The sequence below is a fragment of the Clostridium pasteurianum BC1 genome, from assembly GCF_000389635.1.
GTDB classification, from domain to species: Bacteria; Bacillota; Clostridia; order Clostridiales; family Clostridiaceae; genus Clostridium_I; species Clostridium_I pasteurianum_A.
In genome coordinates this window covers 772682-791094 of record NC_021182.1, presented here as the reverse complement: position 1 = coordinate 791094, position 18413 = coordinate 772682, and the positions used below count along the sequence as shown (strand labels likewise).

Here is an 18413-nt window from a genome sequence, read left to right as displayed (position 1 = left end):
TGGAGAAATTATATCATACTATTCTTTTCAATCCATTATTTTAGATGAAAAGAATTAATAAATTAAAGTAAAAGAAAGCCTGCTACATAAAAAAGTATATTTCAATGTTACCAAAATTTTAATGACAATTTAATGATATTTTAATGAATTCTTGGTAAAACATGAATATCAAATAAGTAATATATTAAGACTAAAGTTAAATATAATATTGAGGAGAATAAATAATGATGCTTAACGATGAGCTATTAGAAAGTAAGAAAATTAATAAAAAAAATGATATATTCCATAAAAGTTTTGAAATCGGAATATTATTAAAAGGAATTGATTCAATACTACAAATTACAGGTGGAATCTTACTGATATTCTTAAATCCACATAGATTAAGTAGAATAGTTGTTTTATTAACGCAGCATGAATTATCAAAAAATCCAAGAGATACCATTGCAAACTTTATTGTAAAATCAAGTTTAGGATTTAATTTAAGTGTTCAACATTTTGCTGTCTTTTATTTGATCTCTCATGGGGTGATAAAATTAGTTCTGGTTATTTTGTTATGGAAGAAAAAGATGTTCGCCTATCCACTTACTATATTTTCTTTAGCTCTATTTATTATATATCAAATATATCATTATACAATTAGGCATTCCCTATGGCTTATTGGATTAACGATTTTTGATATTGTAATGATAATATTAACACTTATAGAATACAACAATATTAAGAATGAAGTTTATGAATAAGTATATTACAAGGCTACTATATCAACATAACTTTAATGTAATTTTAATCTTCTTGAGATATAATAGAGAATAAGAAGGTAGCGATAAAATGATTAATTTTATAAGTAATATCACTATTGAACAAAGCATATCTATGGTAAACATAAATAATATAAATGGAGGAAGTTAAGTTATGAATATAATTGTAGCAGGGGGAGATGGATTTTGTGGCTGGCCAACAGCACTCTATCTTTCAAAGCAAGGACATGATGTAGCTATTGTAGACAATTTAGTGAGAAGGAAGATCGATAAAGAATTAGGTTCTAACTCTTTAACACCAATAGCCTCCTTAGAAGAAAGAGTAGAAAAATGGAAAGAACTTACGGGCAAGGAAATTAAAATCTACATAGGTGATTTAAATCACTATGATTTTTTAAGTGAGGTATTTCGTCAAGTTAATCCAGAGGCCTTCATTCATTTTGCAGAGCAACGTTCTGCACCTTATTCTATGATAGATAGAGAACATGCAATTTATACTCAATCTAATAATGTATTAGGAAATCTAAACGTGCTCTATGCAATTAAGGAATTTGCTCCTGACTGTCATCTAATTAAACTAGGAACTATGGGTGAATATGGAAATCCAAATATTGATATAGAAGAAGGTTTTATTGAAATTGAACACAAAGGCCGTAAGGATAGATTGCCATATCCCAAGCAGCCAGGATCATTCTACCATCTATCAAAGGTTCATGATAGTAATAATATCATGTTTGCATGTAAAATCTGGAATATACGTGCTACTGATTTAAATCAAGGGATAGTATATGGCTTACGTACTGAGGAGACCACGATTGATCCCATTTTAAATAATAGATTTGATTACGATGGAGTTTATGGGACAGCCTTAAATCGATTTCTAATTCAAGCAGCAATTGGCTATGATTTGACTGTATATGGTAAAGGAGGACAAACGAGAGCATTTCTAAATATCGAAGATACAGTAAGGTGCATCGAAATAGCTGTTAATAACCCTGCTAAGAAGGGAGAGTTTAGGGTTTTTAACCAATTTACCGAGTATTTTTCTGTATTGAATTTAGCAGAAAAAACGAAAGAAGTTGGAGAAGAATTAGGCTTAAAAGTTAATATTCAGCATATTAAAAATCCAAGGGTAGAATTAGAAGAGCATTATTTTCATGCTGTAAATACAAATCTGATTGACCTAGGGCTAAAACCTCATTTGCTAACTAATGAAGTATTAAAGGAAGTCCTGAAAGTAGCTATCGAAAACAAGGATCGAGCTATAATAGAAAATATACTTCCAAAGGCAACCTGGAGGTAAGAATTTACTATGAGAATAGCCATTGTTACGGAGACATTTTTGCCTTCAACTGATGGGATAGTAACTAGACTCATCAATGCCATAAGGTATATGAAACAACAGGGGCATGACATTTTAGTTATTGCTCCTGATCTAGGAAAAGTGAATTATTTAGATGCAAAAATAGCAGGAATAAGAAGTATTAACTTGCCATTTTATAAATCAAGAGGTTTTTCACTTCCATCAGCTAATGTAAAAAAGATCCTGGAAAATTTTAAACCTGATGTAGTCCACGCAGTCAATCCATTGTTATTGGCTGCATCTGGAGTTAAATATGCAAAAAAATTAGGTATTCCTCTTATTGCGTCATACCATACGAATATTCCAAAGTATTTGAGATATTATAATTTTCACGGTCTGGCAGAGTCCTTACTATGGGCATATATTTTACATCAACACAAGCAGTCCTTGATAAATCTATGTACTTCAAATAGTATAAAAGAAGAACTGGAAGCTCATAATATTCCAAATTTGCACGTTTTAAAGCGAGGCGTAGATACTATTAATAGACATCCGCGATTTTATGATGCTGATATGAGAAGTCGCCTTCTGCATGGTAATAATGATAAGCATTTGCTGATTTTTGTAGGAAGATTAGCAGCTGAAAAGGAGATTCACAAAATAAAACCACTTCTTAAAGCAAGAGATGATATTTCATTAGCAATTATAGGTGATGGACCAGAGCGCGAGAAACTTGAGAAGGAATTTCAAGGTACTCATACGGTATTTACAGGTTTTTTGCATGGAGAGGAACTATCCAAGGCTTATGCCTCTGCAGATGCTTTTATCTTTCCATCAGTTACTGAGACACTCGGACTTGTTATATTGGAGGCTATGTCTTCTGGACTGCCTGTAATTGCTGCTGAAAGTGGACCAACACTGGAACAGGTTAAACATATGGAAAATGGATTAATCTTTCAAAATGAAGATTTAAAAAGCATGGAAAATGCAGTAAAGTTATTAGATGACAAGGAACTGTTACAAACTATGAAAAAGAATGCTCGGCGAGAAGCGGAACAAATTAGCTGGGATAAAGCATCACAGCAGTTATTGGATTTTTATTATAAAACTGTTTACATACACAACTTCAATTGTATATAAGATACATACTGATTGCTGCTTGTGGCGAAGGTTGCTTTGCCTTTTAAACTATTGTATACTTAAAGCAAAATTAATATTATTAATTATAGGTTACTAAAGTGTAAATTCTTGTTTCTGTATTGTCTATTATATTTTCAAAGTATTAATTAGCATGGGCTTTTACATAAACTAAATCATCCTAGTGCTATTTCATATTTACTCTAAATATAAATTAAACATACAATAACCTTTATCAGTTTAATACTTTAGTTTAAGGCACATTCAAATAAATAACTAGTCAGTATGCTAGTCTATTTTGAATCCTACTACGTCAACAGAACCCTCAGATAGCTCAACTATCTTGGTCACCTGTTTCCTTGTATCATTTAAAATTTACGTTGCATCTTTGACTTACTATTTATTTTCATATGCCTAAAAGGGAAGAAAGGTTAAATTCCTTCACGGTCCCGCCGCTGTAATAGAGGAATCCTTATAGATATACCACTGGGAAACTGGAAAGGTTATAAGGGTGATGATGCTTGAGTCAGAAGACCTGCCTGTAATTCTTCGCCAAATAAGCTCTACGGAAGATGGAGAGGTGACTGGATTATCTTTTATATAATTACATAGGATATCTATGCCTTTTAGCCGTCAGACTAAAAGGCTTTTTAGCGTTCACTTACATTTTTCTAGAGATTTATTTCCATTACAAATATTAATTTAAATTTATTATTAATATGGAGGTTTTTTTAATGCATATCGAAGACGGCATTTTATCCCCAGCAGCCTGGGTACCCATGTATGCTGTCAGTGCAGCATTTATACTGCCTGGAGTTCGAGAAATTAAGAGAAGAGCTGATGAAAACTTATACTACAAGCCTTTTCTTGCCATGATTGGAGTGGGAGTATTCATTATATCCTGCATGCACTTACCCGTGCCAGTAACAGGTTCCTGCTCTCACCCCTGCGGTACAGCCCTTGCAGCAATTCTAGTAGGCCCTTTTGCAACGGCGGTAATTTCGGCTATTGTACTTTTTTTCCAGGCTATATTCCTAGGTCATGGAGGTATAACAACTATTGGTGCCAACACCCTTTCCATGGGAATTGCAGGAGGATTCTCAGGTTATTTCTGCTGGAAGGTTTTAAGAAAATTCAACATCCCCCTTTGGCTTGCAGCTGGAACAGCTGGTTTTGTAGGAGATATTGTCACTTATCTTGCCAGTGCCTTTGAACTTGCAATTAGTCTCCATGGTAATATTCCCCTAGTTAAGCAGTGGATGATATTTTTTATGGGATATGGCCCAACACAACTGCCGCTTGCTATAGCTGAAGCTGTATTCACAGCGGTTGTACTAAAGGCAATGGTAAGTCGTCGTCCCGATTTGTTACCTGGAATTTTGAAAAAAACTCTTAAAAAGGAGGTACGTAATGGTGAAATCAAAGCTTAATGTTGAAAAATCCTCTACCCCTAGTACTATAAAAACTTCAGAGATTAATGACAAAAAATCCTCTTCTGTTGAAATAAAATGGTTTGATTCCTTTACAAAAACCATACTTGCAATTATGTGCGTAATTTTAACCTTTATAGTCATATCAGGCACTTATATGGCTAAACATAATATGGAGGCCGGTGGTACTGATGATAAAGTCAATACTCTTGCCACAAAAAAGCATCATCCTCTTATAGAATTGCCGGGAGATGCACAGGTTGGAGCTTTCTCCGTTACCAATTTGTTTGCTGGAATAATACTAGGTCATCACTGGGATAAACTTTTTGGAAAACGTAAAGATGACAATTTACAGGAAGAATAGACTATGTTAGGGGATTTTAAGAATATATCTGAAAAAAATAGCCTTCTCCATGCTCTAGACGGAAGAGTAAAAACCATTGTATTTTTAAGTGCTATTATTGTGGCTGCTTGTCTTACAAAATGGTATTTAGTTGTAGGGATTTGGATAGCCTCTCTAGCTATCTTCCCCTCTCTACATATTCCTATTGGAGCCCTAATTAAACGTCTCCTAATGCCCTTTAGTATAGCCTGGCTAGTCTTTTTAAGCCTTATATTCACCAATGGGACTCATGCTATCTTTGTTATTCATATTGGCAAAATATATATACCTGGATATTATGAAGGTTTAAAATTAGGCTTTCTAATTTTATTGAGAATTATGACAGCAGTCACCATAGGTTCTCTTCTTTCCTTTACTACACCAATGATAGAGATCCTAGAGACACTTAGACTTTGTAAAGTGCCAAACACCATAATAGATTTAGCTGCTATGATGTATCATTATGTATTTGTATTAGAAGAAACTGCCCACAGTATGCATAGAGCTCAGGTTAGCCGCATGAGTGACAACACCTCTTGGTTTTCAAGAGCTAAAGATGCTGGAAATGTGGCAGGTCATGTTCTCATTAAATCTCTGGATCGCAGTGTTAAAATTTATAATGCTATGCTTTCTAGAGGTTATGATGAAAATAGTACAAGTAGTGATTTTTATGTTGATGCTGTGCCTTTTTCCCATATTATTTATGGAGTGTTATGTGGGATTATATTAGTAGTTTTGGTACTGATAAATATCTTTATTTAGATTTAATAAGTAATTTTTATCCGATGACTAGCCGCTGTAATACTCTACCACTCTAAAGAGAAAGCGATTCACACCGAATCACATATTTAGGTTCTCTACTTAAGGTGAAGATAACAGCGGCACGGCCCTGGATAATTCATCTAAACTTAGACGGAGTACAAACTCTCCTTCTAAGTAAGATTCATTGATAGTCATTGGTATGAAGAGATTTATTTACAGGTTGTTGTGCTATAATTATAGAATAATGTTATTAAATTTGATTCAGAAATTGATTATTAGGCGAACTAAATAAGGTAGACGGAATTGTACTTTGAAAATTGAATAATGCGATGTTTAAAGAATAATATTTGACATATTTTATTTGTAATAATAGATTATATAGGATAATATGGTATAATTTTCACATGGTTTAATTAGAAATCGTATTTTTTTGTGAATTTAAATTATTATTTAGGAGGCAAATATTAATGAGGATTTTAATTACACCCATGTCAGCAATGGTTGAAACTAGTGGACCTTTTTCAAGAGTAATTGCATTATGTAACAAGTTACTTGAAGGACAGCATGTAGTATCGATGTGTGCAGCTGAGGATGTAAATTATCGTAGGATAGAAGGTGTTAAGAATTATTTTGCACCTGTTCCATCACCTTTAGGAATGCCTATGTTCATTGGAAAAAATGTGCTTAAGGTAGCTCAGTTTAGTGGGATACAAAAGAAAAAGAAAGTCAATAGTTTCGAAGAAGTTCTACATTTTGTAGGAGCAATTGACAAAAAGCATTTCGCAAATGATGTCAATTGTATTAGAAAAGCAATTCAAGATTTTAGACCCGATGTAGTGTATTCAGAATTTAGGATTGCTTCGATTGTTGCTGCAAAATTAGAAAATATTAAGGTGATTACAGGATATAGCTACCCAGTTCAAACCTCTTTTGCATCTAATCCTGAATATAGTAAAGGAGTTAAAGAATTTTTAAAAGAAAACAATCTTCCTAACGTTGAGTCATGTCTTGATATATTTAATTGGGCTGATTTAAAAATAGTGCCAAGTTCCTATGAGTTAGAACCTATAAATGATAAAAGTGTTGTTTTTACAGGACCTTTTTCTGTACCTGAACGAAGGTCTTTAGATTTGAATAGGGATAAAATTATAGCATATATGGGTAATGGTACAATTTCGCCAAAGAAAGAAATAGATGAGCTTACTAAAGCATTTGAAAAATCTAATTACAAAATATATATTGCAACAGAGCAAGTAAATCCCTACAAGAAAGATAATATTACAATCGATAGGAGGTTCGATTTTAATAAACTTATGCCAGAAGCAATAGCATATATAAACCACGGTGGGCAGAATAGTATAATGACAGGTTTAATATTTGGGGTACCTCAAATCATATGTGCTGGTAATGTATTTGAAAGACAATATAATGCTTCTTCAATAGTCAAATTAAAAGCAGGGGTTTCGTTAGAAACAGAACAGTTTACATCACAAATTATTAAAAATACAGTTAAGACTTTTGAAAATGAAACATTTCATATTGAAAATTCAAAAAGTGCTGGAGAAAAACTAATAAAACTTGGCGGGGTAAGTAAGGTGGTTGAAATTTTAGAAAGCATAGCATAGTTCAAAACATTCTTATTAGATGGGGTAATGGGAGCATATCTACAAGCAAGGGCAAAGTAACTAATTAATAGTAGTTTGTCATGTTTTCAAGTGAAAATTATATGGAATTTATTGTAAAACAAATTTTACATAAGTAGGTTTTGTGACATTAAATAATGCCAACGCAAAAGGTAAGATTTTTGTGTTGATAACGCCTGAAAGTGGCTATTTTACTTATTTGAAATGATAAATACTGTCTTGCGGCTGTTTTTTTGCACGAATCGTTCCCGTACTCCGTATTATGGATAGTACGAACATACGTGTCATGTACTGAAAAGTAGATACCATTATATGTAATTTGCTTCATAAAATTAGATTTGAGATGTAGGTATTTGCAGTAAAATAAAGGTTGTAAGGTGTAAATACCTTTACTAGTTAAAATAAATAATACAAGCGTTTATTTTATCCAATTTATTGAAGTCACTTTGCACTTCATGACACGTTTGCTGGTACTGGGCCCAAAAGATAACTGGAGGGGTGCTGTATAATGATGCATAAACAAATTTTAGAGAAAGAATTTTTAAAATATAAACAGCCAGAGGAAGAAATTTTAAGTGTAGATTGTAATGGAATACAACTACAGGCTATTACATTATGGAATAATGTAATATATATTTACCAATATTGGTATAATGACAAAATAAATACAATACAAAATAATTATTCTTATGTTAATAAAAAGGTATTTTTAGATGCAAATAATAAGTTTAATGAATTAAATAGTAAATAGTATTCATGGCACATCATATTTTATTTTTACTTTACTTTACTTTTGGTTACACGGATGCTCCCATTACCCCTAGATGTAGCAATGACAAAAATAAAATATTTTATAAAACATCGTATTATTCAATTAAGAATTCTACGGTGTTTTTGTTTCGCACTTCAAAAATAGTAAGAATAATCCCAAAATAATTATATGTAAAATTTGTTGTAAATAGGAAAAAATAATCTTACAATAAAAGAAAATTTAATTATTTTCATAAGGAGTTGTTTTCCATGAAAAAAATATTGACAGTTTTATTAATTATTGTATCAATAACTTTATTAAGCTGTGATAATTCACAAAAATAAGAGGTGAAGGTAGTCCCATAAAACTAGTAAATAGAAGTAATAATATTGATGTTAAATATTATTTTACAAGACAAAATCAGCATCCAGACCAACAATTAATTCAGGTAATAAATTCTAGTGATGTTAAGTTAGATATTGCTATTTACTCTCTTAATAAACAAAGTATTGTAGATTCTATAATTAATGCAAAAAATAGAGGCGTAGACGTAAAAATTATAACTGATGGAACTGAATCTAAAAATAAAAGTGAATCAAAAGAATTGAAAGAATTACAAAGTAAAGGTATACCAATAAAAATAAATGAGCATTCTGGATTAATGAATCTAAAATTAACTATTGAAGATAATACACAGGTTGCTACTGGAAGTTACAATTATACTGAAGATTCTTCAAAAGAAAATGATGAGGTTTTAGTAATAATAAATGATGTAAACACAGCGCAAAACTTTGAAAATGAGTTTAATACTATGTGGAATGATAATAAAAACTACACAAATTATTAAATAAAATACATATAATAAAAAGTTGCAAAGATTAAGAAAACTGCTCTGGTACTTAAATAAATAATTTATGTATTTTACAATGAGTAGCTCAGACTTTAAGTCTATTATCGGAAAGGAATTAAACTATGGAACTTATAAACGTATCTAATGTTACCTACACTTATAATGATGGTCACTCAGCTTTAAAAAATGTTAACCTTAAGATTAACAAAGGCGATAGAGTAGCTATTCTTGGTCCCAATGGTGCTGGAAAATCTACTCTATTTCAGCTTTTTAACGGGCTCCTTACCCCTACTTCTGGTTCAGTTACCATAGGAGGCTTAGCTACTACTAAGAAAAATTTACCTGCCATTCGCAAAAATGTAGGTATGGTTTTTCAAGATTCAGATGATCAGCTATTTAATTCCACAGTAAGGCAGGAGATTGCCTATGGACTTATGAACATGAGAATATCAGGAAAAGAGCTGGAAGACTCTATAAATTGGGCTCTTAAAGTTGTTGGAATGTCTGATTATATAAATAAAAGCCCTCATAATTTAAGCGGTGGTGAAAAAAAGAGAATAGCCCTTGCCAGTGTACTAGCTATGAAACCTGAAGTTATGGTACTGGATGAACCTACCTCTGCCCTAGATCCAAAAGGTGTTAGTAATCTTTTAGACTTGCTAAACTCTATTAACAAAGACTTGGGGATAACTCTAATATTTGCAACACATGATGTGGATATAGTTCCCCTTCTTGCAGATAAAGTATATCTTTTAAGTGAAGGTGAAGTTGTCCTATCCGGTACCACAGAAGAAGTATTCATCCATAGAGAAACTATTCGAAGCATTGATCTTCGCCTGCCTAGAGTAGCTCATCTAGTGGAGCTTCTCGTAAAGGATGGACTAATAAAAACAGATGAATTACCTCTTACTATTGGACAGGCTAGAAAACTTTTTCAAAAAGCCATCAAAATACCCTAGGATTTAACTTAGGTATATTTAGTGAATTATATCCAATATTATGACAAAAAAAACAGTTAGCTAGTTAATAATTCCTTTATAGCCTACTAACTAGTTTAACAATAATTATTGGCGAATTTTATGTTGTCCTATTACCCTTGGAGTAAAATCATGTAATGATGTTGAAATAAAAATAGAAGATGCTCTGACTTATTCAAAGGATCTTTTAAGTAAAATCAAGAATTAAGCGTACCAGAGAAAAATTCCCATAATTTACACCTTTGAGGTGCAAATTATGGGAATTCTAATTTATACTTATGCACTTTCCAAATCCAATCTCTTCCATATGAAATAGGACAATCCCCAGGACAGAACAAATAAACCCACCAGCAAATACCCAATATTTCCGAAATCAAGATTACTTATCCATTTCCAGATACCACTATTTAGCCCAAGCTTAGGAGCCAATATTTGAGTTAATTCAATAAATCCTATACACAGTGCTGCTACTACAGATATTCCAGTAACAGATAAATTATAGTATATTTTACGTAAAGGTGTTGAAAATGCCCAATTATATGCATTAGTCATGAATACTCCGTCTGCAGTATCCATAAGACTCATTCCTGCTGCAAAGATAATTGGCAAAGCTACTAGAAGGTCAATTGGAACAGCTTGAGTTGCAGCATTTACTGAGATGGCCAAAAGTGCCACTTCTGAAGCAGTATCAAATCCAAGTCCAAATAAAAAACCCATCGGATAAACATGCCAGCTTTTATTTATAAATCTATAAAGTGGTCCTCCAAAACGTGAAATAAAACCTCTATTCAGCAAAAGCTTGTCTAATTGTTCTTTATTATATTTACCCTTACGTGTAATCCCAAAAATTTTATAAATATCAAACCATATATACAGATTCAATATTCCTATAAGTAAAAGAAATCCCCCAGATACTGAGGTACCAATTACACTTCCAATCTCCTTTATTTGTGGAATATTTCCTTGAGCCCACTTCATTGAAAACGTAGTTATTATTACCATGATAAATACTACAGAAGAGTGTCCCAGTGAAAAGAAAAATCCAACACCTGTAGATTCTTCTTTCTGCTCTGTCAATTTACGAATAGTATTATCAATGGCAGCTATATGATCTGCATCGAAAGCGTGTCTAAGTCCAAGAGTATATACCAGAAACCCAAACCCCATCATTTCAGGATGTTTGCCAGCATGAGCTACTAGTATTGCAATACCGACTATATGCAGTATGGCCACTACTATTGCATAATAAATCCATTTAGTATTTTTATTCAATTTAAGATTTATTTTAATCCCCCCTAAACACAGAATGTCATTAGGTTAAAATCTACACTCATAAAACAATTTTATTAAAATACTACTAACTTTATAGCTTATTAATAATACTAGCATTATAACCAGCACCAAATCCATTATCTATATTTACCACACTGACACCACTGGCACAGCTATTTAACATTGATAAAAGAGCCGAAAGTCCTTTAAAGTTTGCTCCATATCCAACACTGGTAGGCACTGCTATAACTGGTTTGTCTACAAGCCCCCCCACTACACTGGCAAGGGCACCTTCCATTCCTGCCACAACTATAACAACCTTTGCTCCTCTTATAATATCTAATTTTGAAAATAATCTGTGAATACCTGCAACTCCTACATCTATAAGCTTCTCCACTCTATTTCCAAATATCATTGCCGTTTCCGCTGCTTCTTCCACCACTGGCAAATCAGAGGTTCCTGCTGAAACTATGACAATATAGCTATCAGTAAGTTTTTCTTCTCTTTTTTTAATGGTTATTGTTTTGCCAAGCTTATTGTACCTTGCATCCGGACATAGTTCTTTTACTGAATTGTACATCTTTTCACTAGCCCTAGTAGCCAGTATATTATTATCCTTTGTAAGCATAAATTCAATGATACTTTTTACTTGCTCAACTGTTTTACCAGCGCAATATATTACCTCAGGATATCCTACCCTTATCTCTCTATGATTATCAATCTTAGCAAAACCCAAATCCTTAAAGGGAAGATCTTCAATTTTTTTCATGGCTTCTTCTATTTCAACTTTATTATTTTTCACAGCTTCAAGCAGATTTCTTATATCATCTTTATTCATGGTTTAATTTTAGCGAGAAATTTTCACTTCCCACTAAAAATTGCCTCCCTTCCTTTCACTATCAAGCTTTCTCAAAGTATATTAATCTTAAATAATTCTGCATCAAATTTATTTCCCTACGATAGCCTCATTAAGGCTGCCTACTCTGTATCCCTGTATATCAAGTGTTACGTATTTAAATCCAATTTCTTTAAGTTTGTTAGAGATATCATCCATTAACTTTTCATCAAATAATCTAGCTCTATCTTTCCTATCAACCTCTACCCTGGCCAGATTTCCATGGCATCTTACCCTGACTGCCCTGAAGCCTATTTTCATCATATACTTTTCAGCTTCCTCAATTTTTTCAAAATCTTCTACTTTGAGTTCATCTCCATAAGGTATTCTAGTTAGTAGACATGCATACGATGGCTTATCCCAAGTTTTTAACCCTAACTCCTTGGAGAAACTTCTTATATCTGCTTTAGTAAGTTTACATTCCAGTAATGGGCTTTTTACATTTAGCTCTTTTAGAGCTTTTAATCCTGGTCTATAGTCTCCCATATCATCAAGATTTGTTCCATCAATTACATAGTTGTAACCCTGTGTTTTAGCAATATTGTGGATCATACTAAATACTGCCTTTTTACAAAGATAGCATCTGTTTTCAGGATTATTTCCGATTTCTTCTATAATAGGTACTTCTATAATTTCATAATCTACACCTAATTCATTAGCTAATTGTTTTGCTTCCTCCACTTCCCATTTGGGAATATAGGGTGAAAGTATGGTTACCGCTTTCATATTATCACCAAGAGCTTCTCTAGCTGCTTTAAGTAAAAACGTACTGTCCACTCCACCGGAAAAAGCCAAAACTACCTTTTCCAGCTCTTTTAGATAATTAGTCAAATTTATATACTTTTCATCATTCATCATTGTATCACCTCTATCCCTATGTATTATACATATCAAATCAATAATCGTCCCAATTTCACTGATTCAACAAATTCACAATTTACCTATTATCTACTGTTTATCCGATGACTAGCCACTGTAACACTCCACCTTCTAAAGGTGGAGATAACACTGGCACGTCCCTGGATAATTCATCTAAACTCAGTGGGAATACAAACTCCCACTGAGTAAGATTCATTGATATTTAATTCTATTGATAACATTCATACCATTGTTACACTATTTTCTCTATCCAGAATTTATTTCACTTAATTATTAATTCTTCACAAATTATTACGATCTCATATTTTCGCTTATAAGTGATTATTTTCTTCTATAGCCTTATGAATATCTCTATAAACCTTGGCAATAGGTAAATTATTTTCTTCTGCTATTCTCTTGCAATCTTCATATTCTGCCTTATATTTTACCAGTTCGCCTTCATAGTAGGAATTTTTCACATTTACCTCTCCATAACTGGTTTTAACTTTTGAAAATTCTCTATGAAGCATTATTTTCTCAACCTTAAATTTTCTAACTCCAATGGAAGTAGTTTCTTTAAAAATTACCTCCAGTACATCTTTTTCTTTCTTGGCATTTACCAATATACTCAGCTTTATGGCGGGTCTTCCTTTTTTCATAATGATAGGTGTCTTGAATACATCTAAAGCGCCTCTATGAAAAAGCTTTTCCTCCACATAGCCATATAATTCCGGATTCATATCATCTATATTTGTTTCTAGTATATATTGTTCCTCTATTTCTTCCTTACTTTCTTCTTTTCCCAAATAGACTCTTAACACATTGGGAATCTCCAGATCTCTGGTTCCCAGTCCATATCCTATTTTGTCTATAGAAAATTCTATTTTATCTGTAAACTCCTCAACATTTGAAGCTAAAATAGCCGCTCCTGTAGGAGTGGTAGTTTCAAAGGATACTATACCTGATTTTATTGGTATACCCTTTAATATCTTAACAGTTGCCGGTGCTGGCACAGGTATAACCCCATGAGCGCATTTTACAAATCCGCCTCCTACCTGAACAGTTGAAGCAATAATCTTATCTACTTTTAAATAATCTAATGCCACCGCTGCTCCTACAATGTCTATAATAGAATCTATGGCACCAACCTCATGAAAATGCACTTCATATAGGGATTTTCCATGAACCTCGGCCTCAGCCTCCGCTACTTTCATAAACATATGCAAACTTGTTTTTTTCACTGTTTCACTTAAATCACTTCTATTTATTATATTTTCAATGTCCTTCAAATTTCTATGGTCATGATGATGGCTATGCTCATCTTCAGCCTGGTGATTCTGTTCAGCCACTTCATAGTGAATATGGCTATGTTCTTCATGATTATCATTTCCTACTTCATGATAATCATGAAGAACAGACTCCTCATTGTGAGTATGATGAAGTTCACTACCATGATAATGTTCATCTTCTGTCTGCTGTGCCTGATGGACATGGTGGTGATCATTATTGTGCTGATTTTTTAGAATCACATCCACCTTAGTTCCCATTATACCATTTTTAATATCTTTTTTAATCTGTATTTCATATTCAGAGTCCAATTTAAGTTTTGAAATTTCTTTTATCAAATACTCCTCATCTACCCCTAAATCAATCAATGCTCCTAAGTTCATATCGCCGCTTATTCCACAAAAACAATCATAATATAATACTCTCATTTTATACTCTCCAATATTAAGTAAGATTCATTTATACCTTAATTGTAAACTAATATTTGCCTTTTACGCAATATTGCTCTTAAATATTCTCTGCAATAATCACATTCTTAAAATTATTGATAGTAGTTTTTCATTAGGTAAAGGCCTATTTGTACTATGTTTTATCCGATAACTAGTGGCTGTAACACTCCACATTATAAAAGTGGAGATAACAGCCACACGTCCCTGGATAATTCATCTAAACTTAGTGGAAATACAAACTCCACTAAGTAAGATTCATTGATGACAAATAAGCCTTTACTAATAAATATCAGAAAATTTTACTCAAATAACGCTTTAACCTTTTTTAATTCCTGACGAATAGGAATTCCCTGTGGACAATGAGTCTCACATTTTCCACATTCTACACAATTTGATGCTAATTGATTTCTTGGTTTAAGCATCATGTTATAGACTTCGTCTTTACCAAACATACTGTAATTATTATAGGCAGTAAAACATCCTGGAATATTGACACCTGCTGGACATGGCATACAGTACTCACAGGCTGTACAGCTAACCTTTACTTTATTTTTAATAATGTTATTTACTTTATCAATTAACTTTAATTCTTTTTCTGCTAATGAATTTGCCTCTGTTTCACTGGCTACCTTTATATTTTCTGTAATCTGATCCATTGAATTCATTCCACTTAGAATAACTGATACTTCAGGATGGTTCCAAACCCATTTTAATGCCCATTCTGCTGATGTTCTCTTTATATCCCCTTCATTGAAGGCATCTTTGGCTTCCTCTGGAAGATTATTGACAAGTTTACCACCTCTAAGTGGTTCCATGATTGTAATTCCTAGACCTCTTTCAGCAGCATATTTTAAGCCTTCTGTTCCAGCCTGAAACTCCTCATCTAAATAGTTGTATTGTATCTGACAAAATGACCAATCATAGTAATCCACTATTTCTTTAAAGAGATCCAACTTGTCATGAAATGAGAAGCCTGCATATTTTATTCTGCCGTCTTTTATGGCAGAATCCAAAAATTCATCAATACCATTTTCTTTTAGTCTTTCCCAATCTTTACGATTAAGTGCATGTACTAAGTAAAAATCTATATGATCTGTTTGAAGACGTTGTAATTGCTCGTTTAAGTATTTATCCATGTCACTTCTTGTTTGTATGAGCCAGCTAGGAAGTTTGGTAGCTAATTTAACCTTTTCTCTATATCCATCCTTTAATGCTTTTCCTACAAAAGGTTCACTGGCACCACCCTGACCCATTCCTGTTCCATGATAAGGGTAAGCCGTATCTATGTAGTTTACACCTCTATCAATTGCACTGCGAACTAATTCTATAGATTTTTCTTCATCAATTTGAGTTGCGTCTCCCCCAGGAAGCAATGGAAGTCTCATGCATCCAAAGCCCAATATTGAAACCTTTTCATTAGTTTTCCCAAAATTTCTGTATAACATTATAAAACCTTCCCCCTAAATAAATAATTTGCCAGATTAATTTTTCAATTGAAGATAATTTTATTTTGCAATAATCTCAGCATAGAAATATTATAAATCTTAGAGTGAACTCTAAGTCAATAGTGTATTTATAAAATTTTCTATAAATTACAAATATATAATATTAATTATTTGTAAAGTTTATTCACAATTAATTATCATATATTCGCAAATAATACCTGTAGATATTGATATTGCTAGGATTATTTATCAAAAATCTTTTAATAGAGAATCAAATATAAAAAAATAAGCTGCTGGATTGCTTATGGAATTAATATTCCCATGTTTAAAGCTAGATGTTATATAGGTTAATCTTAATTCTAAATATCATCTTCACTGGTACTTTCAACTTTTATAGTGTTGCTTTGATTACAAGGATCCCTATGCTTACCTGCTACAAACTCATTGTAATGTTTAAGTTTTTTATTAATCATATCTAAATTCTTATTCATTCCCTCTATTTTTTGTTCAGTAACCATTTTTTGATTTAGAATTATTTGCCTGCGCAGTTCTATAGTGCTATCTCCTTCTATAGAAAGGTCAACATAATCCTTTATCTTTGAAATTGACATTCCTGTATCACGGAGACAGCATATCAATCTAATCCATTCTATATCATTTTCTTTAAATTGTCGTATCCCATGTTCATCACGCTCTATAGATGGCAATAAGCCTTCCTTTTCGTAATACCTGAGCGTATATTCTGTGAGATCAACTCTTTCAGCAACCTGTTTTATTGTGTATTCCATAAAAACAACTGCTACTCATAATATAATCAAAAGCATCCATTTTAGATATTTTGTCGAGTAGCTTCTCCTTTCATTTTTTATCTCTTAATTTTAGGACTTTCATATTTCCTTGTCCCATCTTTGTACCATTCTAACTGCTGCATTTATTAACTCTACAAATTCATTTGGTTTGTATTTCACCAATATATGATTTAACTTACTAATCAATATCATACATCTTAGAGTTAACTCTAAGTCAAGAGGTTTTTATAGAAATTTTAAACTAAGCAGGTGATATCCATCTCCCATCTGTAGATAGTGGGAGAATTCCGCACATTAGGTTAAAGTTTTAAGATACATAGTATAATTATAGAAGGGCAGAAAAGAGAAGTTTATTTACAATCTAATTTAGGTTAAAAAATAAAGAGGTTGTCTCAAAAGGAATAAATATTCATTAAATTTGAAAATATCCTCATTTGTTTATTAAAAATAAGACTTTAATAATTATTTTCAATATAAAATAGTCAAAAACTGTCTCGCTATGCATATATATGCATTGTGAGACAGCTCCTCTAAGTTTAATGATAATTATATTAATTATTTAGGGTAAAAAATTGACTTTCAATGGATTTCTCTCTACTAATCTAGGATAATTATATTTTGGATAGCCTACCATAACAACTCCAGTTATTTTTTTACCTTTAGGTATATTAAATAATTCAAGCATTGGGGAATTGTCTTTAAGAGCGATCCTTTCAAATACACCTGCCCAGCATGAGCCTAATCCAAGAGTTGGTGCATATAGCTCCATATATGTCAGTGAAAAAATGGAGTTTTCTCTCCCTCTTGGAAAATCTGCATCTGCAATTGCAAGGACAAGACTAGGTGCTCCTCTTAAAATAGTATCTATTCCCTTTTCAATATACACTTTAACAAAATCATCAAATTTTCCATTCAATGTCTTATCATTTTTTAAATTCTCGGCAGTAATTTCAACAGCTTTATCAAGTATTTTTCTATCATCTATGATAATATAGGATACACCTTGTAAATTATGTCCACTAGGAGCAAAATGGGCAATATTGACAAGATCTACTAACTTTTCTCTTGGAACTGAAGTTTCTTTGTAAGATCGTATTGAACGTCTTGAACGAAGAAAATTTTCTGCTTCTTCAGGACTTAATTTTCGAAACTTTTTTGAACTTTTTTGATCAACTAATGGTGTTTTTATGTTATCCATAGCTTCTTTTGGACAGACAGCTACACAATGCCCACAGGCAATACATTTTTCGGGGCAAATATCTTCCGGACCATTTTCCCCAATTCTCAATACCTGCACGGGGCACTCCTTTACACAAATTCCGCATTTGATACATTTCTCTTGATCTACAGTTATTAAATTCATTTTCTTATTCCTCCCAATAATAATCTCTGATAAAATTTAAAT

17 protein-coding genes and 1 riboswitch are annotated in these 18413 nt (G+C 32.5%); of the genes, 10 read left to right on the top strand and 7 right to left on the bottom strand.

Translation table 11 applies throughout. The features are described 5' to 3' along the window. Positions 1 to 224 precede the first annotated feature (224 nt). The 10 genes from CLOPA_RS03720 (at position 225) to CLOPA_RS03675 (ending at position 9975) form a co-directional block, all read left to right on the top strand. A complete protein-coding gene (locus CLOPA_RS03720; protein ID WP_015614137.1) occupies positions 225 to 740 on the top strand; it encodes a DUF2127 domain-containing protein in 516 nt (171 codons plus the stop codon). A gap of 172 nt (positions 741 to 912) precedes the next feature. Next, positions 913 to 2061 (top strand): NAD-dependent epimerase/dehydratase family protein, encoded by a 1149-nt coding sequence (locus CLOPA_RS03715; protein ID WP_015614136.1) that lies wholly within the window; start codon positions 913 to 915, stop codon positions 2059 to 2061. Between the two features lie 9 nt (positions 2062 to 2070). Continuing rightward, the gene (locus CLOPA_RS03710; protein ID WP_015614135.1) at positions 2071 to 3201 is read left to right on the top strand and encodes a glycosyltransferase family 4 protein; all 1131 of its coding nucleotides are present in this window, start codon (positions 2071 to 2073) and stop codon (positions 3199 to 3201) included. Positions 3202 to 3560: 359 nt separating this feature from the next. Beyond that, positions 3561 to 3755, top strand: a riboswitch (cobalamin riboswitch). A gap of 177 nt (positions 3756 to 3932) precedes the next feature. After that, positions 3933 to 4628: an energy-coupling factor ABC transporter permease gene (locus tag CLOPA_RS03705; RefSeq protein ID WP_015614134.1), complete on the top strand. Its 696-nt coding sequence runs from the start codon at positions 3933 to 3935 to the stop codon at positions 4626 to 4628. After that, the gene (locus CLOPA_RS03700; RefSeq protein ID WP_015614133.1) at positions 4609 to 4992 is read left to right on the top strand and encodes a hypothetical protein; all 384 of its coding nucleotides are present in this window, start codon (positions 4609 to 4611) and stop codon (positions 4990 to 4992) included. The genes CLOPA_RS03705 and CLOPA_RS03700 overlap by 20 nt, the downstream gene beginning before the upstream one ends. 3 nt (positions 4993 to 4995) lie before the next feature. Further along, positions 4996 to 5772, top strand: coding sequence for a cobalt ECF transporter T component CbiQ (gene cbiQ / locus CLOPA_RS03695; RefSeq protein WP_015614132.1), 777 nt, complete (start codon positions 4996 to 4998; stop codon positions 5770 to 5772). Between the two features lie 467 nt (positions 5773 to 6239). Next, positions 6240 to 7397: a glycosyltransferase gene (locus CLOPA_RS03690; RefSeq protein ID WP_015614131.1), complete on the top strand. Its 1158-nt coding sequence runs from the start codon at positions 6240 to 6242 to the stop codon at positions 7395 to 7397. Positions 7398 to 7923: 526 nt separating this feature from the next. Next, positions 7924 to 8166 carry a hypothetical protein gene (locus CLOPA_RS03685; protein WP_015614130.1) on the top strand — a complete coding sequence of 81 codons (243 nt, stop codon included), beginning with the start codon at positions 7924 to 7926 and terminating at the stop codon, positions 8164 to 8166. A gap of 340 nt (positions 8167 to 8506) precedes the next feature. Beyond that, on the top strand, positions 8507 to 9013 hold the full coding sequence (locus CLOPA_RS03680) for a phospholipase D-like domain-containing protein (RefSeq protein ID WP_015614129.1): 507 nt from the start codon (positions 8507 to 8509) through the stop codon (positions 9011 to 9013). Between the two features lie 125 nt (positions 9014 to 9138). Further along, positions 9139 to 9975, top strand: coding sequence for an energy-coupling factor ABC transporter ATP-binding protein (locus tag CLOPA_RS03675; RefSeq protein WP_015614128.1), 837 nt, complete (start codon positions 9139 to 9141; stop codon positions 9973 to 9975). 294 nt (positions 9976 to 10269) lie between these two features. Here the strand turns inward: CLOPA_RS03675 and CLOPA_RS03670 are convergent, their stop codons facing one another. The 7 genes from CLOPA_RS03670 to CLOPA_RS03640 form a co-directional block, all read right to left on the bottom strand. Beyond that, the gene (locus CLOPA_RS03670) at positions 10270 to 11277 is read right to left on the bottom strand and encodes a HoxN/HupN/NixA family nickel/cobalt transporter (RefSeq protein WP_041710763.1); all 1008 of its coding nucleotides are present in this window, start codon (positions 11275 to 11277) and stop codon (positions 10270 to 10272) included. 79 nt (positions 11278 to 11356) lie between these two features. Further along, a complete protein-coding gene (gene larB, locus CLOPA_RS03665; protein WP_015614126.1) occupies positions 11357 to 12103 on the bottom strand; it encodes a nickel pincer cofactor biosynthesis protein LarB in 747 nt (248 codons plus the stop codon). 108 nt (positions 12104 to 12211) lie between these two features. Next, a complete protein-coding gene (gene larE, locus CLOPA_RS03660) occupies positions 12212 to 13018 on the bottom strand; it encodes an ATP-dependent sacrificial sulfur transferase LarE (protein ID WP_015614125.1) in 807 nt (268 codons plus the stop codon). 332 nt (positions 13019 to 13350) lie between these two features. Continuing rightward, positions 13351 to 14733, bottom strand: a complete 1383-nt coding sequence (gene larC / locus CLOPA_RS03655; protein WP_015614124.1) for a nickel pincer cofactor biosynthesis protein LarC — start codon at positions 14731 to 14733, stop codon at positions 13351 to 13353. 320 nt (positions 14734 to 15053) lie between these two features. Then, the gene (locus tag CLOPA_RS03650) at positions 15054 to 16199 is read right to left on the bottom strand and encodes an aldo/keto reductase (protein WP_015614123.1); all 1146 of its coding nucleotides are present in this window, start codon (positions 16197 to 16199) and stop codon (positions 15054 to 15056) included. Between the two features lie 359 nt (positions 16200 to 16558). After that, complete coding sequence (locus tag CLOPA_RS03645; RefSeq protein ID WP_015614122.1) at positions 16559 to 16987, bottom strand: MerR family transcriptional regulator; 429 nt, start codon at positions 16985 to 16987, stop codon at positions 16559 to 16561. Positions 16988 to 17567: 580 nt separating this feature from the next. Continuing rightward, positions 17568 to 18371, bottom strand: a complete 804-nt coding sequence (locus tag CLOPA_RS03640; protein WP_015614121.1) for a nitroreductase family protein — start codon at positions 18369 to 18371, stop codon at positions 17568 to 17570. Positions 18372 to 18413: the final 42 nt, after the last annotated feature.